Source organism: Mesorhizobium sp. M1307 (assembly GCF_040318155.1).
Taxonomy (GTDB): Bacteria; Pseudomonadota; Alphaproteobacteria; order Rhizobiales; family Rhizobiaceae; genus Mesorhizobium.
In genome coordinates, this window is the sequence record NZ_JAMYLR010000027.1 from 18,212 (window position 1) to 41,269 (window position 23,058).

The following is a 23,058-nucleotide window of genomic DNA, read 5'->3' on the forward strand; positions in this document are numbered from 1 at the left end:
ATTTGTTGCAATTCACGCCGCCCATTGAAACAAAGGGGGCTCTCCTGGCCCGGCAGATGATCAAAATGCGTCTGCTTCCGATCGGCCCAGGTTGCGCCTCTCTCTTTACCAAATCTGGAGCGCGATTATCAGCTACAAGACAGCGAGGTTGACGACAACACGGCCGTGCTGCTGGCCTACCCAAATCGCGGTGCCTCCTGCCGTTGCGAAAAGGCTACCTCAGGCAAATTGATTATCTATCTGCGAGAAGGACGAGTTAGAGCAACCGTAGATTTCGCCGAGGATCCAGCGTCGGCTCGGCCGGCAAGCCGCGGTCGGCTTCTTGGCCCCGTAACAAGTAGCGTTCGCACGCTCGTATCGGACGAATGCGGAGTTGAAGGTCGGTGGGGGAAGCTCTCCTGACGGACCACGCGCCTCCGAGCGCTCTCCATTTGATGGATATCGACCGCGTTTTCGCCGACTTGGACAATATCAAGCCGCATATCCACAAGTGGTTGGGGACCCGGATCTGAGGTCCAGCAGATGTGCACGATAAGGTGGCCAATCTCATGAATTGCTACCATGGCCGGCCGACTTTTTTGATCGACCAAGCTGCATCGGACCAGTCAAAGCTGACCTCGGAAAGCTGGTTGGGTACCGTCGCCTTAACTTGACACGTGCCGCGCTGCTCTTCGCTGATCGCATTTCACGCGGTCTCTGGCATGACTGTCGCGCGCCACATTTGGACGGCTGCGCTGCGAAGGTCACGATTCTGAGCAGCGGTCACGTTGTTCCCTGGACACTTGAACAGATTGGTCGGGCTGTGGATGGAGACGAAACGCTGACGTTGTCGGCCGACTTGAAACACTTTGCCAAGACAATGGGGCTACGTCGCAGCCGGCACAGTCGAATTTCTGATAGATGCCGACATACGGCAGGTTCACCTCCCTCGCGGTCAACTGCGGCATCCAGGTCGAGCACACAGTGACCGACCAAGTCACCGGCATCGATATCGCGAAGGCGCAGATCTAGAAGGGGCAGTGAGCGGGGCGCCGGAGTGCAGCGTGCCGACCCAGGCGGACATCACGGCCGAACGGCCATGCCTGCGATGCCGTACCACGACGGAAAACCCTGAACAGGATTTCATCCCTGATTATGGGTGAATTGGCGTCGGGGTCTTCACCACGAACGTGCCAGGTTCATCATGTGGTCGGTCATCGGTGGTCATGCCGAATGGGTTGGTGTCAGCAATCCGACCTTACCGAGGAACATCGATGACCACCGCTACGCCGCCTCGCTCGCTTCAGCGCTGCTGAGGGCCGCGCTCGCGAGCGGCTTCGCTACCGTCGAGGCGCTCTCGCATTCCGGGCGGCAGTTCCCCAAGCTGACCATATCGATGAATCGGTCAGCGGCGCAGCGCAGGAAGGAGAACTTCCATGACGAAGTATGCCGCCCTGGATGTCTCAATAGTACAGACCGCCACGCCGCGCCTGAGACTAAGGCATCGTCGAGGCGATGATGGAGGCCCACCGTTCCATCATCGAGCGCATCAACTCGACGCGCAGGTTCGCGCTGCCGCGAAGCGGAATGCCAAGGCCCGCCTATTCATGAGGGCGCCTGGCGTCAGCACCACGATCGCGCTTTCGGTCGCCTCGACCTACGACGATGCTTCCCGCTTTCGCCGATCCTTCAGCACCGGCGCCTATCTCGGCCTCACGCCCAGATGCTACGAATCCGGCGTGGTCAGTCGAAACGGCCGCATCTCGAAGCGAGGCGACAAGCTCACGCGAACCCATTCTTTGAAGCCGCCAACGTGATCCTGACGCAGCAGATTGACTTCTCTTCCCAGAAGGCCTGGGGCCTGTGGATTAAGAGAGTGCCGGGCGCAAGAAGGTGAGGTAGCGGTGGCGCGCAAGGTCGCCGTCATACTCCACGCCATGTTAAGACGAATGAGCCATTCCGGCACGCCGGTGCCGCCGCCTGAAAGGAGCTTCAGATTCCCTAACCGAGTTCTATTCCCGAGATGCGTCCCTGCCGGGACGCTGCACGCTGAGTTTGCTCTCAGGCGTGCGCATGGAACCGCGAATACCACTTCGCCCCACCCGCTCCAACGCAAACATGCGGCGATCCTTGCGATCGACCACGGAGAGAACCCTGAACCCGCAGGCGCTGCGTCGACAGAAAGAAAGGGCCACTTACAGAGGCGATTAGAACTTCATGGGAAACGACCACAAAGGGAACGTCTTGGCGAGCTCAGGCGCGAAAATTTAGTCGATAGCTATCGGTAGTAGAATCCCGCTTCGCCCAACGTTCATCACAGGATCGAGGCTTGCACGCGACTGAAAACCTGCTAGGCGGCCACCGAATACATAACAGTCAACTCCATATGCCATTTTCTTGATTGACCGGCTTGGCGGGTGCAGAGCCGTAATCTCTCCGGGTCTGACGTACTCTTGAACGACGTATGGGTTGCGGGCGGCCCGGTCAATGTTTTCCTCCCAGACTACTGAGGAGGTGAGACGCCCAACCAAGACATGCTCGCCACGCGTCGCGTTAGAGGGCTTCAGAACAAGATTGGCCTTGTTCTCCCGGATGTAGCCGATTAGCTCGATCCGACGCCGTTCGGGGTCAGTTGTTACTCCAGCTTTAACAAAACGGGTCCATGGAACGTGGCGTGCAATGAACTCGATCTGCTCGGCGTCGAAGTTCGAGCTGAATCGATCATCGCTGAGTACAGCAAGGATCGCCTTGTCAGATAATACCCACTGGGAGATCCACGGGTTTATCGAAACCACCTCTTCAGCCGCGCAGGCTTCTAAGTAGTCGCTAGATTCTTTAGCGTCAATGAGGTCCCTGGGGTCGAGTTTATTGTAAACAAGCTCGATGAGTTCGCCGTCAGGCCCGACTAGTCCGCGAGGCGTGCGCTTCATCGCGCTAACATCTAGCAACGTTGCTTTGACGCCTGCGTCACTTAGACCGTTCACGATCCAATCTACTTCATTTGTATAGCGTCCGCGAAAGTTGACTACGGCTGCAGTTTTCAGTTCGCTGCCGGCCGCAGCGTAATAGGCAGACACCAGCTCCCGGACGAAGCAGTTCGGATCTTTGGCGAAAGGCTGCTTGCTCACGTCTAGTGAAAGGCCATGTGTCAATGGGTTGGGTATGCGGCTCCAGATTTTTGCGGCGAGGCCGTTCTGAATAACGCCGCCAGGCGCTTCGGTATTCGTTTCAATTATCTTATAATAGCCATCGCTACCGAAAAGGCCATCCAGCCGGCATATTCTTACAATGGGCCGATGTTTCGGGAGAGAAGTGATCCGATGCCGCAAATGTTTATAGGCTGGAAATAGGTCTTGTACGTCCTCATTGCAGCAATACAGTTCAGCGGCGACATCAAGGAGCTTGACTACGGCCTCAGCGGTAGCGCCGAGGTGGTTTGCCAGACCGCAGTCTATCGCAAGGGGCCGGAGACATACGGGATACGCCCGCCCCTCAAAGTGCATGCCTCCCTCTGTAATCGCGCTGGACAGTTCGTCTTGAGCCTCCCAGATCGAGGCTGAATCGCAAGTTGCGAGCTCGCAAAGTCGGCGCTCGATTCGTGCATCCGCCTCGCTGATTGCTGGCACTGTCGCGATTGTCATGGGCAGCTCCTGTCTAGTGGCCTTGTGGTATTGGAGTTTGCGCGACCGGATGAATTCTTGGGCAGCGCGAATTTAGCATCCGATCAGCCAGTCAGCAGGCCGCCGGAGCGCGGGAAATCTCATCCTCGTTTGGCATCGCGTGGCCGGACCGTTTTGTGCTCGGTTGGTCGCTGACAGGACTTGAAAGATAGTGTGTTAAGGTTTTTCAGGAACTGCCAAATGTGGTGGCTTGACGCTGCCCGCGATACCGCGGCTTCGGAACTGTTCCTCGGTTCATCTCTGCAGAGACTGAAGGTGACCTGCTGCTGAATTTATCCTGCGGTGATTGAGCCTCGGCCGTTTGGACCGCTCCCCAATCCACTCTCGGCAGGCGCTAGAGTTTTCTGGCCTGATCAGCAAGAGGGGCTGGCGTTGTCTGCCGATGTCATGAGCACTGCCGGGACCTTGTTCCCGATCGCGCCGTGTGGCCGTTGTTCATCATAGTCTCGAGACAGTCTGCCGTGAACAATAGAGGGATCAGGCTTCGATCTCCATCGGCCGAGTGTGGAGGGCGGCGAAGAGAGGGCACAAAAGAGCCTTCAGCCACCTGAGGACGAGGGAGAAGTTGTGGCCGGCGGCGGCCAGGATGGTGTTGACGGAGTCGCCCTACTTGCCGGCGAGCTAGTTGCGGCCCATCCGGTGCTCGGCCTTGATGTGGCCGATCGCGGAGCGGCGGCGCATCTGGCGCTCATGGCTGGGGTGCGCCAGATGCACCAGTTCGTGCTTCACGTTGATGATCTGATCGAGCCTGGAGCGGAAAGATCCTGCTCTCCCGTCTCGCGCTTCTCGCGTGGCCTGGACACTCGCCATTCCCTCAGTTCGCCGCGGTCGAACCGAGTGAACCACGCTCCTCCAACGCAAGTTCGAGCCGCCGGTGACGGTGGACGCTGGGGCGCGCTGCGTTGAAGTCAGCATTCCGGCCCGCCTTTTGAAACCACCGTTGCGCGTCCAGCATCAGATTGAGCTTTTTCCCCTAAGCAACTGTGCGACGTAGAGGGCGCAGTCTATCCTGCGTGAGGACGGTGTGATTTGCCCGATATTCGACGCAGGAAAAGTAACCGCCCGGTGTAAGGAAAAGAATGGTGACCACGATGGTACAGATCTTACCTGTTCTTCCAACTGTCGATGAGCATTACTGTGACCAACGGCGCTACCCGGACGGGATCGCTTTTGTGGATGGGCAATACCTGCCGATGTCGGAGGCCAAAATCTCCGTGTTGGATTGGGGCTTCCTGCACTCCGATGCCACTTACGACACGGTGCACGTCTGGAATGGCAGGTTCTTCCGGCTGGATTTGCATCTTGACCGTTTCTTTGGGGGCGTGGAACGGCTGCGAATGGAGCTGCCCTATGATCGGGAGAAAATAGAGTCGATCCTGAGGAATTGCGTTGCTTTGTCGGGGCACAGATCGGCTTACGTGGAGATGATCTGCACGCGCGGTACATCGCCGACGTTCAGTCGCGATCCCCGCCAGGCGGAGAACCGCTTCATCGCGTTTGCTGTGCCGTTTGGGTCGGTTGCCAATAAGGAGCAACTCGAAAGAGGCTTGCACGTCGCGATCAGCGAAACGGTCCGCATTCCACCGAAATCGGTCGACCCGGCGATCAAGAATTACCATTGGCTCGATCTAGTGAAGGGTCTTTTCGATGCCTACGACAGGGGGGCGGAGACGGCGCTGATCTTAGATACAAACGGGCACATTGCGGAGGGGCCTGGCTTCAATGTGTTCCTTGTAAAGGAGGGGTCCCTGAGGACACCCGCTTTTGGGGTGTTGCCTGGCATCACGCGCCGGACTGTGTTCGATCTTTGCGCCGAGATCGGGCTCTCGGCCACCGCTGCTGATATTTGTCGTCCTGACATCAAAGGGGCTGACGAGGTGTTCATCACCTCGACTGCCGGCGGCATTATGCCCGTGACGCGTATCGACGACGCAGCGATCGCTAATGGGCACGTGGGACCCGTTACCCATCGGCTCATGTATCTCTACTGGCAAAAGCACGATGATCCGAAATGGTCGACCCCTGTCGTCTACCCGTGATGAGAAGCGGGCCATGCGACGGCTACTTGAGGAGCAACTCCGTGACGATCTCGATGAGCTGTCGTCACGCAAACTCGCGAAATTCGAGCAGGCGCGCTTCGTCGGGGCGCCGCCCTGGATTTGGATGATTGCTCGATGCGCACCGACGTCTCCTGCTGGTGGGAGACCGCAATCGGAAGGCGAGCGCGATCCGCGATGCTGCGGCAATTTTCTGCGCCGCCGAGCTCGGGTCACCCTCCGTGAACGTGCACCTCAACGAGGGGACCGACCCGTCGACCTTCCGCGAACTGGTGATGCCGGTTTGCTGGGCGTCACAAACCCTGTGGAATATGTCGGGCTCGCAGCTGCTTCGCTACCCTATGCGTCGTTGCGCGCGGGTTGAGCGAATTGACTGCGGTTACCATGGACGTACTCTTGCCATTCCTGCGGAGTTGCCGATGAACAACGATTTCATTGCCTATTTGTCTGCGGAATTGGCAGGGTTGAAGTCTGCGGGGCTCTACAAATCTGAGCGCGTCATCACCTCAACGCAGTCGTCCAAGATCGAGCTTGCGGGTGGCAGCAGGGTCCTGAATTTCTGTGCCAACAACTATCTCGGCCTCGCCGACAATGAAGATCTGAGGGACGCGGCTAAGACTGCGCTCGACCGCTATGGATACGGCATGGCGTCGGTCCGCTTCATCTGCGGGACGCAGGAAGTGCACAAGCGACTCGAGGCGCGCATCTCCTCATTCCTGAAGGTGGAAGATGCGATCCTCTATTCATCTTGTTTCGACGCCAATGCCGGTCTATTTGAGACGTTGCTCGGCGAGGAAGACGCCATCATTTCCGACGCGCTGAACCACGCCTCGATTATCGATGGCGTACGGCTTTCAAAGGCCAGGCGCTTCCGCTACGCCAACAATGACATGGGAGCGCTGGAAGAAGAGTTGAAGAGGGCTGAGCGCAGCCGCTTCAAACTGATCGCGACCGATGGTGTGTTTTCCATGGACGGCATCATCGCCAATCTTCGCGGCGTTTGCGGTCTGGCCGAGAAATACGGTGCGATGGTCATGGTCGACGACAGCCACGCGGTCGGCTTCGTCGGCAGGCATGGGCGCGGCACGGCGGAGCATTGCGGCGTCGAGGGTAGGGTGGACATCATCACCGGCACGCTCGGCAAGGCGCTCGGCGGCGCCTCGGGCGGCTACACGGCAGGCAGGCGCGAGGTCATCGACTGGCTTCGCCAGCGCTCGCGGCCGTATCTCTTCTCCAATACGCTGATGCCCGCAATCACAGGGGCGTCGCTGAAGGTGTTCGATCTGATCGAAAAAGGCGATGCGCTGCGCCAAAAGCTCTATGCCAATGCCGACCGCTTCCGCTCCAAGATGTCCGAGGCGGGCTTCACGCTGGCTGGCGCAGACCATCCGTTAATTCCTTTGATATTGGGCGAGGCGAGCCTCGCCCAGCAGATGGCCGAGAAGATGCTCCAGCGCGGCATTTATGTGATCGGATTCTCCTTCCCCGTGGTCCCGAAGCATCAGGCGCGTATCCGCACGCAGATGTCTGCCTCACATTCGAGTGCGGATATTGACCGTACCGTCGAGGCCTTCACGGAGGTAGGCAGGGAATTGGGAGTCATCCGATGTCCGACATGACGGAATGCCATCGTCGATGTTCGCGAGGAAGTCATGATAGTCATTGGCGTCTAGGATAGGTACGCAGTCTTTTCGCGGCCCAATTCCGACATCGCCACTTTCGACAAGTTCAGGGCGGTCTGGGAGAGCTGGGTGGCCGATGCTGGACAGTCGATCAGGATCTGTGTTGAGCTGCGCTTGGCCGCCCCGGCTATTCGGGACGGCATACCTCCGAGAGGCCGTCCAAAGGAAAACAGCACTAGCCTATAACTTAAACTTAATCAGGACGAACTACAGGACGGTGGTGCAGCAGATGCCAAAGATCAACGCCGGGCGCTTGCTCTCGGAGCTCAGACGTTTCGCGCAATTCGGCGCGTACCGGACGGGTGTCCATCGCCCGACCTATTCGAAAGAGGACATGGACAGCCGCCGCTGGCTTGCGCAGCAATACGAAATCGTGGGGCTTCAGGCGCATATCGACGGGGTGGGCAATGTGTTCGGCACCCCTCACTCGGCACGGCGATCCCTGTTAATCGGGTCGCACGCAGAGTCCGAGAACCATGCCGGATGGCTCGACGGGGCGCTTGGCGTAATGTACGGCCTCGAGATTGCCCGGACCTTCGCGGAAACGCCGGACTGCGCTGGCCTTCCCATCGCCCCAGTCGCTTGGGCGGACGAAGAAGGCCATTATATATCGTTACTTGGCAGTCGTTCATTCATCGGTGACATCGGCGAGGCGCAGATCGACCGCGCTCTGAATGTCCATCACGGGTTGCCGCTCAGGGACGCGCTCTGTACGGCCGGCCTGGCCGGCGTTCCCCGTTCTCTGGTGGAACCGGAACGCTACGTCGGTTATCTAGAAGCACACATAGAACAGGGCGACGCGCTGGAAGCCTCGGGCAAGCGGATCGGTGTTGTTACGAGCATCGTTGGGATTTGGCAGTACTCAATCGCCTTTCAGGGCATCCAGAATCACGCCGGTACGACGCGCATGGCTATCCGAAAGGATGCCGGTATCGCTGCAGCTACGCTGGCCATGGCCATTGCCGAGCGCTTTCCTGAAGTGGCCGGGCCGTGTTCCGTCTGGACCACAGGCCGCATTAGCCTGGAGCCGGGCGCTCCCAGCATAATTCCGGGCAAGGCAGAGATGCTTTTCCAGTTCCGAGATTCAGAGATGCAGGTGCTTGAGCGTCTCGACGCGGTATTAAGGGAAGTGGTCAAAGAGACCGCGACCAGAACCGGCTGCCGCGCCGAGATCGTGCGGACCGAGGCCGGTAAACCATGGTATATGGATGCGACCTTCCAGGGAGCGATAGAGAGTGCGGCCGAGCGCCATACAACCGCCTATATGAGAATGCCAAGCGGTGCCAGTCACGACGCGCAGGTCGTGGCCCGTAAACTGAGAGCCGCTATGCTTTTCGTGCCAAGCATCGGGGGTATCAGCCATCATTGGACCGAAAACACAGACGATGCCGACCTGGTGCTCGGCTGTCAGGTGCTGGCTGATGCCGCCGAGACGATCCTGCGTGGCGAAAGCAGGTAGCGGTTGGAATCCGAACAGGGTCATGGGGGTGGTCGATTCTATCGATTCCTAGAAGCGCCGCATGGCCACGCTTCCTGCCGAGCAATACCCATTCGGGGTCCCGCGGCCCGATGTACGAGGGTCTTCGAGGTGCCGAAATCGCCGCCGAGCATGTCCCGCACCCAACTTATACTGAACCGGCCGGGGATCGTTGAGTCCCAGTTGCTCGCGGATGCCGGCGATCATCTCCGCCGTGGCCGACTTGCCGGCGATCATGGTCGTCGGGTCGTCGGGCGCCAGCATGAGAAGCAGGAAGACGAAGATCCCGACCATCGCAATGACGGCGATCGTCGAAACGAATCTGCGCAGGATATAGGCGGCTTTTGGCGACCTCAGCCGCGAAAATTAGTCGATAGCGATCGCTAGTAGAATCCCGCTTCGCCCAACGTTCATCACAGGATCGAGGCTTGCGCGCGACTGAAAACCTGCTAGCCACCGAATACGTAACAGTCAATTCCATAAGCCATTTTCTTGATCGACCGGCTTGGCAGGTGCAGAGCCGTAACCTCTCCGGGCCTGACGTACTCTTGAACGACGTATGGGTTGCGGGCGGCCCGCTCAAGGCGCTCTTCCCACACCTCTGAGGATGTGAGGGGCCCAACCAAGACATGCTCGCCACGCGTCGCGTTAGAGGGCTTCAGAACAAGATTGGCCTTGTTCTTCCGGATGTAGCCGATGAGCTCGATCCGACGCCGTTCGGGATCAGTTGTTACTCCTGCTCTAACAAGACGGGTCCACGGAACGTGGCGTGCAATAAGCTCGATCTGCTCGGCGTTGAAGTTCGAGCTGAATCGATCGTCGCTGAGTACCGCAAGGATCGCCTTGTCAGATAATATCCACTGTGAAATCCACGGGTTTATCGAAACCACCTCTTGAGCTGCACAGGCGTCTAAGTAGTCGCCAGATTCGTTAGCATCAATGATATCCCTTGGGTCGAGTTTATTGTAAACAAGTTCGATGAGGTCGCCATCCGGACCGACTAGTCCACGAGGTGTTCGCTTCATCGCGCTGGCATCAAGCAACTCCGCTTTGACGCCTGCGTCTCTTAGACCGTTCACAATCCAATCTACTTCGTTTGTATAACGACCGCGAAAGTTGACAACGGCGGCAGTTCTGCGTTCGCTGCCAGTCACAGCGTAGTAGGTAGACACCAGCTCCCCGACAAAGCAGTTCGGATCCTTCGCAAAAGGCTGCTTGCTCACGTCAAGTGACAGGCCATGTGTCAATGGGTTGGGTATACGGGTCCAGATTTTTGCGGCGAGGCCGTTCTGAATAACGCCGCCAGGTGCTTCGGCATTCGTTTCAATTATCTTATAATAGCCATCGCTGCCGAAAAGGCCCTCCAGTCTGCAAATTCTTACAACCGGCCAATGTTTTGGTAGATTAGTGATCCAATGCCGCAAATTTTTATAGGCTGGAAATTGGTCCTGTACGTCTTCATTGCAGCAATACATTTCAGCGGCGACATCAAGGAGCTTAATCACAGCCTCAGCGGCAGCGCTGAGGTGATTTGCCAGACCGCAGTCTATCGCAAGGGGCCGGAGACATACGGGATACGCCCGTCCCTCAAAGTGCATGCCCGCCTCTGCAACCGCGCTGGACAGTGCGTCTTGAGCCTCCCAGATCGAGGCTGAATCGCAAGTTGCGAGCTCCCAAAGTCGGCGTTCAATTCGTGCATCCGCCTCGCCGATTGCAGGCAGGGTCGCAATTGTCATGGCAGTTCCTATCTAATTGCGTTAAAGTGTTGGCGTTAACGCAACCCGACGGATTCTTAGGCGTAGCGCGGCCGCCGGAGCGCGGAAATCTCCTCCTCGTTTAGCCTCGCGCCACCGGGCCATTTTGTGCCCGGTTGGTCGCTGACAGGACTTGAAAGATAGTGTGTTGACGTTTTTCCAGGAACTGCCAAGTCTGGTGGCTTGACGCTCCCGACAGCGGTTCGGCTACTGTTCGGTGGTTCATCTCTGCGGAGACTGAAGGTGACTTGCCACTGAACTTTCATCCTGCGGCAGAGCCTCGGCCGTTTGGATCGCTCCTCAATGCACCCTTCGGCAGGCGATCGAGAGGGCGGCGCTGGCGTGACGGGCATCCAGACAGATCGACAAGCCGCGGGTGACCAACTCGTTCCACAGCCACACGGCCAGCGGACCGGTTTCCATCCCGATCCTTGCAACCTTTCCCGCCTTCCCGGCCAGCCAGTCTGCGATCGCGTCTGGATCGGTAGGAACCTTCCCCCTCCGGGATCTTCTTCCGGTTCTCGTCGACCACGCAGATGGCCGTCTGTTCCATCGAGACATCCAGGGCGGAATACTTCGTCACGACAGTTCTCCTTCCTCGTGCTGCGGCGCTGACTGACTCATCGACATGGTCAGGTTGGGGAACTGTACGCTGAGTAGATGCTATGGGGCGAGCGGCGAGGGTGTGGCATCCCTTCGCTGTTTCAACCACCATCAGAAGGAGGCGTCCCATGTCACAATCTTTTGACGCGAGCCGGTCCCTTACCGCTCTTGAACAGGATAACACGATCATCGCCGTCATCGAAATGAGCAAGACGAAGTGGCTCGTCGCCGCGCTTGTTGCGGGCCTCAAGCGCCAGCCCCTCAAGAAGATCGATGCCGTCGCGCCAGCACTGTTGTCGATGCCGGCTCAATACTCCCCAGAAGTGCCGTTTGAATCTTCCCCAGTTTAGCGCTGTCGCCGGTCTTCCGGAGCGCGCTCCGGGAGACCGGCGGCGCGTGATCGTTGATGCTTCTCCTGATGGTCGGGAGAGGGATTTCGGTGATCAAGATCGGGGAGATGATGATGATACTGGATTTGCATCGGCAGGGCCTGTCGGTATCGGCGATCGCCAGGGAGAGCGGGATCGACCGCAAGACGGTGCGCAAATACATTGCGCGCGGGCTCGAGGCTCCGGCCTACGGACCGCGCAAGCCGCGTCAGGCGGTGATCGATCCCTTCACAGCCTATCTTCGCGAGCGGGTCACGCGATATCCCGGGCTCACCGGCAGCCGGCTTTTCCGCGAACTGAAGGACCTCGGCTATGGCGGCGGCTACACGGCCGTTACCGACTTCCTGCGCGACGTCCGTCCTGCCGCGGCGGAGCGCGGATACGAGGTTCGCTTCGAGACCCCGCCCGGCGAGCAGGCGCAGGTCGACTTCGCCCAGTTCAATGTCGTCTTTGCCGATGAGCCGACCACGCCGAGAATCGTCTGGCTATTCTCCATGGTGCTTGGCTTCAGTCGCCTTATCTGGGCACGCTTCGTCGTCCACCAGGATCTGCCGACTGTCTTGCGCTGCCATGCTGGGGCTTTCGAGGCGCTGGGCGGCGCTCCTCGCGAAGTGCTTTACGATCGTATGAAGACGGCTGTGATCGGCGAAGGCGATACCGGCGGCATCGTCTACAACCGTGCCCTCGTCGATCTTGCCCGCCACTATGGTTTCCATCCCAAGGCGTGTCGGCCTTACCGCGCCAAAACGAAAGGCAAGGTCGAGCGGCCGTTCCGCTACATTCGCGAGGACTTCTTCCTGGCCCGGTCCTTTCGCAATCTCGAAGACCTGAACGCCCAGTTGCGTCACTGGCTGGACACGGTCGCAAACCCGAGGGTTCACGCCACCACAAGGCGTGTCGTCAACGAAGCTTTCGCCGAGGAGCGCGCAGCGCTGCGGCCGCTGCCTTTGGCTCCGTTCCGATCGGTCCTAAAGCTCGAGCGACGTATCAGCCGGGAGGGCATGGTCAGCGTCGGCGGCAATTTCTACAGCGTGCCCGACGCCACCAGGCGCCGTGTCGTCGAGGTACACACGCTGGCCGAAGAGTTGCGCATCTTCGAGGACGGCGCACTGATTGCCACCCATCCTATTCTCGAAGGCCGGCACCAGCGTCATGTCGAGCCGGGTCATCGCAACATCCACGTCCACAAGCGCCGACAAAGACTGAGGAACGACGAGGTCATTCTTCATGGCTCGGGCGACAGGGTCGCTCAGCGCCCGTTGGCCTTCTACGACGCCGTCGCCCGGGTGATGGCGAAGGAGCAACGTCCATGACGAACGCGCTCGATACCACGCCATCCACCATCGACCGGATCCGCCACGACCTCGTCGGCCTGAAGATGCCGCGGGCGCTCGAAGCACTCGATCATGTCGTGCGCCGGCTCGAGCAAGGCGAGATCGCCGCCCTCGAAGCCATGGACATCCTCCTCTCGGAAGAGTTGACCCTGCGCGAGAACAGCCGGATCAAGACGGCACTGCGCATGGGGCGCCTGGCCACGATCAAGACGCTCGCCGGCTTCGACTTCTCTTTCCAGCCCTCGCTCGACCGCGATCGAATCTTCACGCTGGCCCAACTCGGCTTCGTCGCCCGCTGCGAGGTCGTCCACTTCCTCGGCCCGCCCGGCACAGGCAAGAGCCATCTGGCCATTGCGCTTGCAGTCGAGGCTGTGAAGGCTGGAAAGAGCGTCTATTTCTGCACGCTCGCCGAACTCATCGCCGCTGGCAAGGGCCGAACGCGAAGGCCGCCTGCAGGAACGCATCCGCTTCTTCTGCCGGCCTGCTCTGCTCGTTGTCGATGAGATCGGCTACTTGCCCGTCGTCCACGGTGGCGGCAATCTGTTCTTCCAACTCGTCAACGCCCGCTACGAGAAGGGCGCAATGATTCTCACCTCAAATCGCGGCTTCGCCGAATGGGGCGAGGTCTTCGGCGATCCTGTCGTCGCAACCGCACTTCTCGATCGCCTGCTTCACCATGCGGTCGTCGTCCAGATCGAAGGATCGAGTTATCGGCTCCGCCAGCACGCCGAGCTCATGCCCGAACACTTGCGATCGAAAGCCTCCATCACGCCGCCGACATTAAATCCACCATCGCGGCCGCGCGGCCGGCCACCGAAAAATGGACACCCCTCCGCGACAGCCTGAGCGGCGAAACTGGGGAATTTTACTTCGGCACTTTTGGGGAAAATTCGAGCGGCATTGACAACTGTTGAAGCTGCTGCAGCGCTGGCGCGACGAAGCCGGCCGGGCCGGGCACACGGTCCAGCGGATCGCCGTCGCCTATGAGGTGGCCGGCGACGGCTTCTGGCTGGCGCGCTGGTTGCGGGCGCACGGCATCGAGGCCTATGCCATCCATCCCTCGGCGTTGCGGTGTCGCGCGAGCACCGCCGCGCCAAGACCGATCGTCTCGACACCGAGATGCTGATGCGCGCTTTTCTCGGCTGGCTGCGCGGCGAGAAACGCCATTGCTCCATGGCGGCGATCCCGACAGTCGAAGAAGAGGACGCGCGGCGGCCGAACCGCGAGCGGGGGACCCTGGTCGGCGAGCAGACGCGGCTCATCAACCGCATCAAGGCGATCCTCGCCCGCTTCGGCGTCCGCAGCTTCCGGCTGAGCCTGCGCCCAGCGGCGGACAGGCTGGAGAGCATCCGAACGGCGGAGGGAATGCCGCTGCCGGACAACACCCGCGCCGAGCTCTACCGCTTCCTTGAGCGGCTCAACCTCGTGCGCGCGCAGATCCGCGCCATCGAACAGGAACGCCTGCGCCGGCTGGCGGCGGCTCCGGCTGCGGCGAACGGCCCGCACGCGATGGTTCGCCTGCTCGCGCGGATCATCGGCATCGGCGTCGAGACCGCGGACATGCTGGTCAACGAGATGCTATCACGCAAGCTGCGCGACCGCCGCGCCGTGGCGCGCTACGCCGGCCTCACGGGGGCGCCGGACGAGAGCGGCAAACGCCGCCGCGAGAAGGGGCTGGCACGCGCCGGCAATGCGTGCGGGGCGGCATGATCCAGTTGGCCTGGCGCTTTCTCCACTTCCAGAAGGACAGCGACCTCGCCCGATAGTTCCAGGCACGCACGACCGACGGCCGCAAAACCACGCGCAAGACGATGATCGTGGCGCTGGCGCGCAAGCTGCTGATTGCGCTGTGGCGTTTCGTCACCGCGGGCGAGGTGCCTGAGGGCGTCATCGTGCCTGCGCCGTGATGGAGGCACGTGGGAAGAGGTAGAACAAAGGCACACCCCAATTGGCAGGCCCGCAGCAGGGTCTGCCGATGACGATCCGAGGTGGCGGCAACCCGAAGCTACACATGGTCGTTCGGACCGCCGACGTAGAATGGGCCCCGCCGCCCCGGAGCTTCGCCACCGATGCGCATGCTGCATCATGGTCAGATCTACTGCGATCTACCGCATGCAAGTCTGCCGCGCGACCTTCGCGCCTGCTCGGCGAGCTCGCCTCGGAAATCTGTCGTCGGCATTTGGCCCCACCCGAACGGTGCCGACCCGGCAAAGCCGGCCGCCCGTGCTCGTGACCGTCAAGGACAAGTCGCTTCGCGATGGGCTGCAGGCCATCCTTGACCGTCACTGCGCGCGGCGGCCAGTTCGAAGCCAGGTCGGCACGAGCAGATGGTCGCCAATCGGCAGAACGAGGAGATGAGAAACGAACCAGGAGCAAGCTTGACAATCATCGCCCCATACAGGTGTAGCTCGGCGGCAGCGAAGCCGCTCGCGAGCGCGCCCTCAACAGCGCCGTAGCGAGCGAGCGGCGTGCCGGTGGGTCATCGGCGCCTTCCGGGTGGAGGACGTCCGTGCGTTCCAGGTTTATCTGGTGTCGCAGGGCATTTCCTGGGCGGCACTGAACTAGACTAGTTTCCGTCCACAAACGAGCGCATTTTGCAGCGTTTACAATGGCTTGTGCCGTACTGGATAGGCCTTTTGACGGACATAGTCAGGGTTAGGAGCGCTGATTGTCGAGAAAATGATGTCATCGGCACATCAGGCGCACGCCATGAGGGCCGGCAAATGGCCGGCGCGACGCAAGCGCGATACCTTGCGCGGAATCAGGTTGACTTGAGACGAGTGAAGAGGACGAGGTTGTAGGCCACGACCGAGGACCAGACGTAGGCCTTGAAGTGGTCAAGCCCGCGCCAGGTGCAGCGTGCCAGGCCGTAAGCGCGTTTGAGGCAAGAGATGCCGGCTTCGATGCCGGCGCGGAAGTTGCGGAGCTTGCGATAGACCCACTTGCTTCTGACCATGTCCTCGATCCTGAGGCCGGCCTTCTTATGGAAGGCCATGTCGGAGACGCCCCACGCCTTCGCTGTGGCCAGGTTGTCGCGGGTGGCGAAGCCGCCATCGGCCGCCGCTTGCCGCGGCGCTTGACCATAGAGTTCGATGTGACGCTCCAGCATCGGCAGCAAGCGGTCGCTGTCGGCCGGGTTGCCTTTCTCGATCACCAGATCGAGGATCATGCCGCTCCTGCCGGTGGTCAGGTTGAGTTTGTGGCCGTACTCGGTGTCGCGACTGCCTTTGACGATGATATCGGCATGCGATTCGAACAGGCTGACCAACTTCTCGCCGGCTGGCACCGGCTCGCCGGCCAACACCCGCCGCTCGCTCTGTCTGATGATGCGTTCGATCAGCGGCCGAAAGTGACGAACCTGAGCCTGCCACAGTGCGATGGACGGAGTGCTCGCCACTACCAGTCGCTCGCTCGTCTGCTTCAGATAGGCCAAGGTCGCGCGGGTGATTGCGATCAGCTCGCGGTAGAGTTGGACCCGATTGGGCCGACCGCGCGTGAACTGGATTTTGCGGTTGCGCTTCTTGGCTGCGCGGCAATGATCGCACCATGATGAGCCGGAGCCGCCGACCAAGGTATCGGCCCGCTTCAGCAGGCGCACCATGACCCGCACAGCATCCCAAAGCAGGCTGCTGTCGCTCGGCTCGTGTATGAGTGCCGAGGTCACGGTGCTGTCCAGCCGCACCACCGCGCCATCTTCCAGCCTCGCTTGCCGCGCGCTCGACAGCAGCGTCCGATTGATCGCCTCCCAGGTCTCGGGCCGGATCGCGCTGATCGTCTTTTGCAGCACCGACTTCTGTGGGCTCCACGACCATGGCAGGCGGGCAAAGGCGCGAAACGAGGCGGAGTGCTCAAGATGGAACGCCAGCTCCTGGTAGCTTAGTTGCCGGTACTGCTTGAGGATCGCGCAGCGCAACACCGCTTCGGCCGGCAGGCCCTGCCGTCCCGTAGCCTTGACGCCGACCCGGACCAAATCGCGGGCCACCAAGCCAAGCAGATTGCGATGCTCGTCCAGCCATCGCGACATCGCCTTCAACTCGTGGCCGATCTCGTGCGTGGCGAAAACATCGAATATATTGGCTTGGACGGTGCGTTCTTGGCGCATTGTCGGCTCCGGCGGTGGCAGGGATTTGGACTCAGTGGCATGATCCAAGATACCTGAAACCGCCGGGCCTCGCTCGCGCAAAGCTACGATTCACTAAACAAAATCAAACAGTTGCCGTTTATGGATGGAAACTAGACTAGACGTCTGTGCGTTGCGTTCTAGGGCGTGACCGTAAAGCTTTGCTAATGCGCCCGGTATGACACTCAGGTCAATGCCGAGGCTGTCCCCGTCGATCCTGACGGCTATCCGAAAGCGCGAAACGGGCCAGGCACTGATCCCAGAGCTCTTCCGGAATAGGCGCGTCAAAGGGCGAGGCTATCCGCTTACGCCTCCATAGAGCCGGACTCGTGCATCTGAGCGTGGAAGCGGGGCGAAGCCATTGAAAGGAAATCAGGAGTTCTTCTCTAGCGTACTCCCGGCGAGGGGCCCGTCAATACAAGTCCTTGATCTCTGCCTTGTGGTCAGAAAGATCCATTGCGTCAAAGTCGGCCCGATCGGTTGCAACAGGTCCTTCAAATAAATTTACAGAATCTTTGCAACCGCAAATCGCTGTCAATGGTACTTTTTCACCAAGTCTGCGGTCGGGCACGGCTGGAAAAGCTGATGCCGATTTGCGCTCGAACCGCCGCACAGCATCGCAACGTCGGAGTTAACAGCCAATGGCAAGAAGAGCACTCATCCTGGTTGAAGGCCATCCTAGGGGCACTGGTCTGCTATACGTCCAAGCCGCCCGACGTCTTGGGCTTCATCCAATTATCCTGTCGGCCGATCCAGCTCGGTACGACTACATTGCTGCGGAAAGCTTGGAAGCAATTCGTGTCGATACAGAGAATCTCGATGCGCTGATCCGCGAATGCTCCCGGCTAGGTGCGACTTATGACATTGCTGGCATTACGTCCGACAGAGAGTCGGTCTATGCGACAGTTGGCAAGCTCTGCCGGCATTTCGAGCTACCCGGACCGGACCCGGCCTCCATTGAACGATGCTGCGACAAATTCACTCAACGTCAGCTCCTCGCGGAGGCCGGCGTTCCAATACCTGCTTACCGCTTGGCCACGAATGCGACGGACGTGGAAGGCTCTGCTGCGGACGTCGGCCTGCCGGTGGTTCTTAAGCCAGCCGTAGGCGCCGGCAGCAGAGGTGTCCGATTGTGCCGCAACATGGATGAGTTGTCCGAACATACGACCTATCTGTTGAGCGGGCAGTACATATGGCGGTCTTCGCCCAGAATACTGGTCGAAGAATTCGCGCAGGGCCCCTATTATAGCGTTGAGATAATGGGAAATGAGGTCATTGGGATTGGCGCCGCTGACTTGGGCCACCAACCGTATTTCGTCTTTCGTGAGTGCACCCATCCGGCCCCGCTGACTGATGACGAGTATAAACGTATCGCCGATATTTCGCAGAGCTGTTTGCGAGCTCTCGGCCTTGGCTGGGGGCCAACGGGCATTGAACTCCGGTGGACGAAGCGTGGCCCGGTCGTCATTGAAGTCAATCCACGTCTTTCTGGCACGCCCACTCCCCAACTGAGTCAGCTGGCTTACGGTGTCGATCTCATCACCGAGCATATTAAGCTTGTCATCGGCGACGAATGGAATTTGCGCAGAAGGCATTCGCACGCTGCGGCCGCGCGGATCCTTGTCCCTGATCGCGATGGCACCCTCGATTGGATCGGTGGCGAGAGCCGGGCGGCTGCTTTATCAGGTGTAGCCGAGGTCAAATTCTATGTTGAACCCAACACGCCGATCGTCAGAAAAGGCGATTCGCGAGACTGGATCGGACATGTCATCGCCGCTTCACCCAGCACTGCTCAGACCAAGGCGACACTTCAGCAGGCTATCGACTTAATTGGTTGGTCGATCACACCATTTCCGGCCATTGGCGAATAGGAACAATCTGCGGACCTACCTCCCAGCACCGGCGCAGATGCAGGATAGAAAGTGATTGTCGCAGGACATTGGTGCAATCGAGAGCACGAGAGAGACGCCTTGAACTGATCCGGCGAGTTCCTAGTTCTGCGCTTGCGCCCGCTTCCGAATTCACCCCCGGTTGGTCCGAGGTGGGTCTCAGAAGCTGACGACATTTCAAACGGCAGCTCAAACCGCAGCGCTACGTGCGGTCGGCGTTTCAAAGACGGATATATCTTGACGCAACCGCCTCCCCATGCGTCTTCGGATTGTCGAACAGCACTTCAGTTGGGACCCCGCCGAAGCTAAGGAAGATGGAGCGTCCAGTGTCGAGCGCCCGAGGCGACAGCAAGGGATCCGGGGATCTCGTCCTGGCTGAAAATATAGGGGAAGAAGGTCGACTCCTTCACCGGCGCCCAGCTGTGCTCGGGCACATAGCTGGTCGGATCGCGTCTCTGGCGGTAGAGGCAAAGCTGGCGCATGACGCTGAACTCGTTGGCGAGCTGACGGCTTGCGGCTAGGGCGCCGCCCACCAGCGCTGAATCGCCTCCGCCAGCCGGATCGAGTCTTCTTCGCCCCAATGCTGCCGGAGGAACAGTGGGAAAAGGAACTGGGCAAGGTCTCCGGAAATCAAAACTGCCGAGGCGATCCGCTACGCGCTCACCCGGCGCGAGGCGCTGGAACGCTTTCTGACGGACGGCCGTATCGAAATCGACTCCAACATCGTCGAGCGCGCCATCAGGCCCCAGACAATTACTCGTGCCAACGGCCTATTTGCCGGCAGCGAGGGCGGTGGACGAACTTGGGCGACCGTGGCGACCCTTCTGCAGACGGCGAAAGTCAACAACGTCGATACGCTCGCCTGGCTCTCCCAAACCTTGACCCGCATCGCTCAACGCTGGTCCGCAGCCGAAATCGACATGCTCATGCCCTGGAACTTCAAGCCAGACGCCATCAGCTAACCGCTTACAGAACGGTCAGGCCGTCCTCCACTTGATCGCTGCTTCGGCACGAGGCCCACCCACGCCGCAAACTGGCAGCCGTCGTGAAGCAGGTTCTGTCACCGACAGCTGCGATCAATGCCGTCGCCATTATCGGGCCAATGCCTTCGATCTTGCCAGGGCATTGGCACGGCTCGCTGTTGCGGAAGATTTCCCGTATCCGGCGATCGTAGGATCCAATTCGCCGATCCAGTTCGGCCAATTCCTCCCGCAGATCCCTCTTGAGTGAACGCACCAGCTCGCAGAGGCCGTCATCGCAGCCTGCGATTATCTCGGCGAGGTCTCGTCGCGCAACTGCTTGATGTCCCTGGGGTGACAATGCCGTGCTCGGCAAGAAGGCCGCGCACCTGGTTCGCCGGCTTGACCCGATCCGATGCGATGGCGAATCCGATGGACGGCCTGCACGGCCAACTGTTCACGGATTCCGGCGGAACGAAGCGCACTGACGGCCGGCCCACCCTTCGCAGATGGCTTCCGGATCATTTCGGTCGCGTTGTTTGACTTTACGTAGGGATTCACAAATGGGGCTGATCAGCACACCCGATGGCCGAGGGCGGTGAGAACGCGGACCCAGTAATGCGCCCCGTTCAAAGCCTCCATGCCACCAGGCATGGCGGCAGTTTGGCGAAGAAACGCGACACGCAATCCCGCCGCAGCATCTTCCGCAGGACGATTTGCCGCGCGCATCGACTAATCTGCAAAGATGTATTTCGCGAGAGCGTCGTGCGATTGAGTTGGCTCATATCCGGCGGCTTTGAAATAGTTTCGGCATTCAGTTGGTGGGAATAGATCGCAGATGTCTCCGATTGCCTTCCAGAGTGCATCGATGGTTCGGATCGCCCTCTTGCGCAGATGCGCCTTGAGCTTTGAGAAGGCCATTTCGATCGGATTGAGATCCGGGCTGTAGATGGGGTATTCGGCTCTCTTCTAGGCTTCGTATGGAGAGGCGCTGCGCTTCGAGTTGATGATAGACGTGGTCTGTTCAGGAACAGCCACAAGCATCAGGAAGGAAGCGCAGCATGAAGCATTATGCCGGGTTAGACATTTCGGTGAAAGAGACGTTAGTGTGCATCAGCGACGAAACGGGCAAGGTTTGCCGTGAAGTGAAGGTCCCGAGCCACCCGGATGACCTTATCCGGGTTCTGCAGGACCCAACCTGGCAACTGGCGCGCGTAGGGCTTGAGGCTGGGCCATTGTCGCAATGCCTGTTCAGTGGACTGGCAGCAGCCGGCTTGCCGGCGATCTGTATTGAGATACGGCACACGAAGGCGTTTCTCAAGGCGCAGGTCAATAAGAACGATCGCATGATGCCCGCGGCATTGCACAGATGATGCGGGTCAATCTGTTCCGGCCGGTGCACGTCAAGACGCTGACGCGCCAGAAACGCCGTGTCCTTTTGAGCGCCCGTAAGTTACTGCAGGAGAAGGCAGTCGCCTTCGAGAACGACATCCGCGGTTTGTTGCGCAACTTTGGGCTCAAGGTCGGCACCTCGGTGCAGTCAAGTTTGAAGAGCGAATTCGCGAACTCGTCGAGTACGAGCCTGAGATCGGCGACATCGTCGAGCCGTTGCTGGCTGCCCGGCGGAAACTGCGCGAAGAGTTCGCGAAACTCCATCGGAAGCTGCTGTCGATCGTCCGAGGTGACGAGGTTTGCAGGCGCTCGATGACGATCCCCGGCGTCGGACCTGTCGTCTCTCTGGCCTTCAGTTCCACAACCGATGTTCCGGCCCGCTTCAGCAACTCGAACGCCGTTGGTCCAGCGTTGGGTCTGACGCCGGTACTCAATCAGTCCGGCGAAAGTCGGCGCGTCGGCCGCGTCTCACTATGCGGCGACGGCATAATGCGCACGCTCCTCTCTGAAGCCGCCCAATGCCTGCTGACGCGTGTGACGAAATGGTCCTGGTTGAAAGCCTGGGCGATAAATGTCGCCAAACGACGGGGTCGTCAGAAAGCCGTCGTCGCGTTGGCGCGGCAACTGGCAGTGATCATGCATCGCATGGGAGCAATGCGACCGAATTCCGCTGGACGAGGGAAAGTATGCCGGCAGTTGCTTGAACGGTCTTCGGGAGGAGAACAACTTCCGCCAGCCGGCGGAAAGACGTCCTTGGCGGGACGATGGATGAGATGAGTCCGTTGCCGCCCTGGTTCCGACCGCATATTGCGATTAGGACGCGCTGTAGATTGTTCCGTCTTGTCCTTCTAATCCCATATTGGGAGGCCCGAGACGCGCGCCGATCCCGGAGAGAAGCAAGAGCCGCGAGAGACATCGGAAGCCGGCAGAGTAGAATCCTCGAAAGTGCTTGACCTCAGCACGCCGAATACAGAAGGGTGGCAGGAACAGGATCCATGCACGACTTGCCCGGATCGCCTTTTCGGCGGCCGGGCTTTTGTGGGCGGGGAGATTGTCGAGGATGACGACATCGCCCTTTTCGAGCGTCGGGGCGAGTTGCGTCTCGACATAGGTCTCGAAGATGCGTCGGTTCATCGGCCGATCGACGACAAAAGGCCGCCGTCAGACCGTAGCATCGCAGCCCGGCGATGAAGGTCTGGGTCTTCCAGTGCCCGAACGGTGCCTTGGCCTTGAGACGCTGGCCCTTGAGACAGCGGCCGCGCAGGCGGGTCATCTTCGTGTTGGTGCCGGTTTCGTCGACAAAGACCAGCCTGTGCCGCTCGAGCCGCATCTTCGGCTGACGTCTGGCGACCCATTCCTCGCGTGCCTTCCTGACCTCAGGCCGATCTTGTTCGCTGGCCAGCAGGCGATGCCATGCAGCAGAAGTTCGCCGTTGCGGGGAGCACCTCTCGTTTGATGCGCATGTATTCGGCTCGGTTGTCTCGCACGATGTCGCGGATCTTCTCATAGGTTGGCCAGTCGATGTAGGGCGGATACCGGTCCTTCACGACAATCCGCCATTCATCGATCGGCCGCGCCACCGTTGCCGGCGAACTGCCTTCGCACACGGTGGCACGTAACCTGGTTCAAGATCCCGAACCGCCTCGACCCTCAATTTAATCTGATTCGTGTCTTCTACATACTTCTGCGTTGCTGCCGTCGGGATCAGCAGTGTTGATCCATTAAGGTGCTCGCCTTCGTATG

General features: G+C 59.8%; 12 protein-coding genes and 9 pseudogenes. 12 read left to right on the forward strand and 9 right to left on the reverse strand.

Annotated elements, in window-relative coordinates; translation table 11 throughout:
- Nucleotides 1–866: 866 nt before the first annotated feature.
- Nucleotides 867–1,139, forward strand: a pseudogene (locus NKH16_RS23985) (ATP-binding protein); the annotation flags it as partial.
- A 447-nt stretch (nt 1,140–1,586) separates the two neighbouring features.
- Nucleotides 1,587–1,796, forward strand: a complete 210-nt coding sequence (locus NKH16_RS23990; protein WP_352902094.1) for a transposase — start codon at nt 1,587–1,589, stop codon at nt 1,794–1,796.
- Nucleotides 1,797–2,246: 450 nt separating this feature from the next.
- On the opposite strand, the gene NKH16_RS23995 is transcribed toward NKH16_RS23990, so the two are convergent.
- Together NKH16_RS23995 and NKH16_RS35070 are read right to left on the reverse strand one after the other, a co-directional pair.
- Complete coding sequence (locus NKH16_RS23995; RefSeq protein ID WP_352902097.1) at nt 2,247–3,620, reverse strand: hypothetical protein; 1,374 nt, start codon at nt 3,618–3,620, stop codon at nt 2,247–2,249.
- 660 nt (nt 3,621–4,280) lie between these two features.
- Nucleotides 4,281–4,469, reverse strand: coding sequence for a hypothetical protein (locus NKH16_RS35070; protein ID WP_502906958.1), 189 nt, complete (start codon nt 4,467–4,469; stop codon nt 4,281–4,283).
- Between the two features lie 281 nt (nt 4,470–4,750).
- On the opposite strand from NKH16_RS35070, the gene NKH16_RS24005 reads away from it, so the two are divergent.
- From NKH16_RS24005 to NKH16_RS24015, 3 genes are all read left to right on the forward strand, one after another.
- Nucleotides 4,751–5,698 carry an aminotransferase class IV gene (locus tag NKH16_RS24005; protein ID WP_352902173.1) on the forward strand — a complete coding sequence of 316 codons (948 nt, stop codon included), beginning with the start codon at nt 4,751–4,753 and terminating at the stop codon, nt 5,696–5,698.
- A gap of 437 nt (nt 5,699–6,135) precedes the next feature.
- Nucleotides 6,136–7,335, forward strand: a complete 1,200-nt coding sequence (locus NKH16_RS24010; protein ID WP_352902176.1) for a glycine C-acetyltransferase — start codon at nt 6,136–6,138, stop codon at nt 7,333–7,335.
- A gap of 292 nt (nt 7,336–7,627) precedes the next feature.
- Nucleotides 7,628–8,857 carry a hydantoinase/carbamoylase family amidase gene (locus tag NKH16_RS24015; RefSeq protein ID WP_352902099.1) on the forward strand — a complete coding sequence of 410 codons (1,230 nt, stop codon included), beginning with the start codon at nt 7,628–7,630 and terminating at the stop codon, nt 8,855–8,857.
- Between the two features lie 125 nt (nt 8,858–8,982).
- On the opposite strand, the pseudogene NKH16_RS24020 reads toward NKH16_RS24015, so the two are convergent.
- Nucleotides 8,983–9,169: pseudogene (locus NKH16_RS24020) on the reverse strand (ABC transporter permease); the annotation flags it as partial.
- A gap of 155 nt (nt 9,170–9,324) precedes the next feature.
- A complete protein-coding gene (locus NKH16_RS24025; protein WP_352902101.1) occupies nt 9,325–10,611 on the reverse strand; it encodes a hypothetical protein in 1,287 nt (428 codons plus the stop codon).
- Between the two features lie 749 nt (nt 10,612–11,360).
- On the opposite strand from NKH16_RS24025, the gene NKH16_RS24030 reads away from it, so the two are divergent.
- The 4 genes and pseudogenes from NKH16_RS24030 to NKH16_RS35075 form a co-directional block, all read left to right on the forward strand.
- Nucleotides 11,361–11,582, forward strand: coding sequence for a hypothetical protein (locus NKH16_RS24030; RefSeq protein ID WP_352902103.1), 222 nt, complete (start codon nt 11,361–11,363; stop codon nt 11,580–11,582).
- 89 nt (nt 11,583–11,671) lie between these two features.
- Entirely contained in the window at nt 11,672–12,934 is a 1,263-nt protein-coding gene (istA, locus tag NKH16_RS24035) for an IS21 family transposase (RefSeq protein ID WP_352773192.1), read from the forward strand.
- Nucleotides 12,931–13,801: pseudogene (gene istB, locus NKH16_RS24040) on the forward strand (IS21-like element helper ATPase IstB). The gene istA and the pseudogene istB overlap by 4 nt, the downstream one beginning before the upstream one ends.
- A 61-nt stretch (nt 13,802–13,862) precedes the next feature.
- A pseudogene (locus tag NKH16_RS35075) lies at nt 13,863–14,862 on the forward strand (IS110 family RNA-guided transposase); the annotation flags it as partial.
- 854 nt (nt 14,863–15,716) lie between these two features.
- Here the strand turns inward: NKH16_RS35075 and NKH16_RS24055 are convergent.
- Entirely contained in the window at nt 15,717–17,057 is a 1,341-nt protein-coding gene (locus NKH16_RS24055) for an ISNCY family transposase (RefSeq protein WP_352902112.1), read from the reverse strand.
- Between the two features lie 659 nt (nt 17,058–17,716).
- On the opposite strand from NKH16_RS24055, the gene NKH16_RS24060 reads away from it, so the two are divergent.
- Complete coding sequence (locus NKH16_RS24060) at nt 17,717–18,946, forward strand: ATP-grasp domain-containing protein (RefSeq protein ID WP_352902114.1); 1,230 nt, start codon at nt 17,717–17,719, stop codon at nt 18,944–18,946.
- A 323-nt stretch (nt 18,947–19,269) separates the two neighbouring features.
- On the opposite strand, the gene NKH16_RS24065 is transcribed toward NKH16_RS24060, so the two are convergent.
- Entirely contained in the window at nt 19,270–19,497 is a 228-nt protein-coding gene (locus NKH16_RS24065) for a hypothetical protein (protein WP_352902116.1), read from the reverse strand.
- A gap of 77 nt (nt 19,498–19,574) precedes the next feature.
- Here NKH16_RS24065 and NKH16_RS24070 point away from each other — a divergent pair.
- A pseudogene (locus tag NKH16_RS24070) lies at nt 19,575–19,926 on the forward strand (IS66 family transposase); the annotation flags it as partial.
- A gap of 20 nt (nt 19,927–19,946) precedes the next feature.
- Here the strand turns inward: NKH16_RS24070 and NKH16_RS35080 are convergent.
- Both NKH16_RS35080 and NKH16_RS24080 read right to left on the reverse strand, forming a co-directional pair.
- Nucleotides 19,947–20,695, reverse strand: a pseudogene (locus NKH16_RS35080) (IS110 family RNA-guided transposase); the annotation flags it as partial.
- Nucleotides 20,656–20,877: pseudogene (locus tag NKH16_RS24080) on the reverse strand (transposase); the annotation flags it as partial. The pseudogenes NKH16_RS24080 and NKH16_RS35080, both read right to left, overlap by 40 nt.
- 107 nt (nt 20,878–20,984) lie before the next feature.
- Here NKH16_RS24080 and NKH16_RS24085 point away from each other — a divergent pair.
- A pseudogene (locus NKH16_RS24085) lies at nt 20,985–22,019 on the forward strand (IS110 family RNA-guided transposase).
- Between the two features lie 268 nt (nt 22,020–22,287).
- On the opposite strand, the pseudogene NKH16_RS24090 reads toward NKH16_RS24085, so the two are convergent.
- Nucleotides 22,288–22,720, reverse strand: a pseudogene (locus NKH16_RS24090) (transposase); the annotation flags it as partial.
- Nucleotides 22,721–23,058: the final 338 nt, after the last annotated feature.

What these genes read in the sequence shown, in the direction of transcription:
- NKH16_RS23995 (WP_352902097.1), bottom strand. Translation starts at nt 3,620, where the DNA reads ATGACAATCGCGACAGTGCCAGCAATCAGCGAGGCGGATGCACGAATC.
- NKH16_RS24060 (WP_352902114.1), top strand. Translation starts at nt 17,717, where the DNA reads ATGGCAAGAAGAGCACTCATCCTGGTTGAAGGCCATCCTAGGGGCACT.
- NKH16_RS24025 (WP_352902101.1), bottom strand. Translation starts at nt 10,611, where the DNA reads ATGACAATTGCGACCCTGCCTGCAATCGGCGAGGCGGATGCACGAATT.
- NKH16_RS24005 (WP_352902173.1), top strand. Translation starts at nt 4,751, where the DNA reads ATGGTACAGATCTTACCTGTTCTTCCAACTGTCGATGAGCATTACTGT.
- NKH16_RS35070 (WP_502906958.1), bottom strand. Translation starts at nt 4,469, where the DNA reads ATGGCGAGTGTCCAGGCCACGCGAGAAGCGCGAGACGGGAGAGCAGGA.
- NKH16_RS24010 (WP_352902176.1), top strand. Translation starts at nt 6,136, where the DNA reads ATGAACAACGATTTCATTGCCTATTTGTCTGCGGAATTGGCAGGGTTG.
- NKH16_RS23990 (WP_352902094.1), top strand. Translation starts at nt 1,587, where the DNA reads ATGAGGGCGCCTGGCGTCAGCACCACGATCGCGCTTTCGGTCGCCTCG.
- NKH16_RS24015 (WP_352902099.1), top strand. Translation starts at nt 7,628, where the DNA reads ATGCCAAAGATCAACGCCGGGCGCTTGCTCTCGGAGCTCAGACGTTTC.
- NKH16_RS24055 (WP_352902112.1), bottom strand. Translation starts at nt 17,057, where the DNA reads ATGCGCCAAGAACGCACCGTCCAAGCCAATATATTCGATGTTTTCGCC.
- NKH16_RS24030 (WP_352902103.1), top strand. Translation starts at nt 11,361, where the DNA reads ATGTCACAATCTTTTGACGCGAGCCGGTCCCTTACCGCTCTTGAACAG.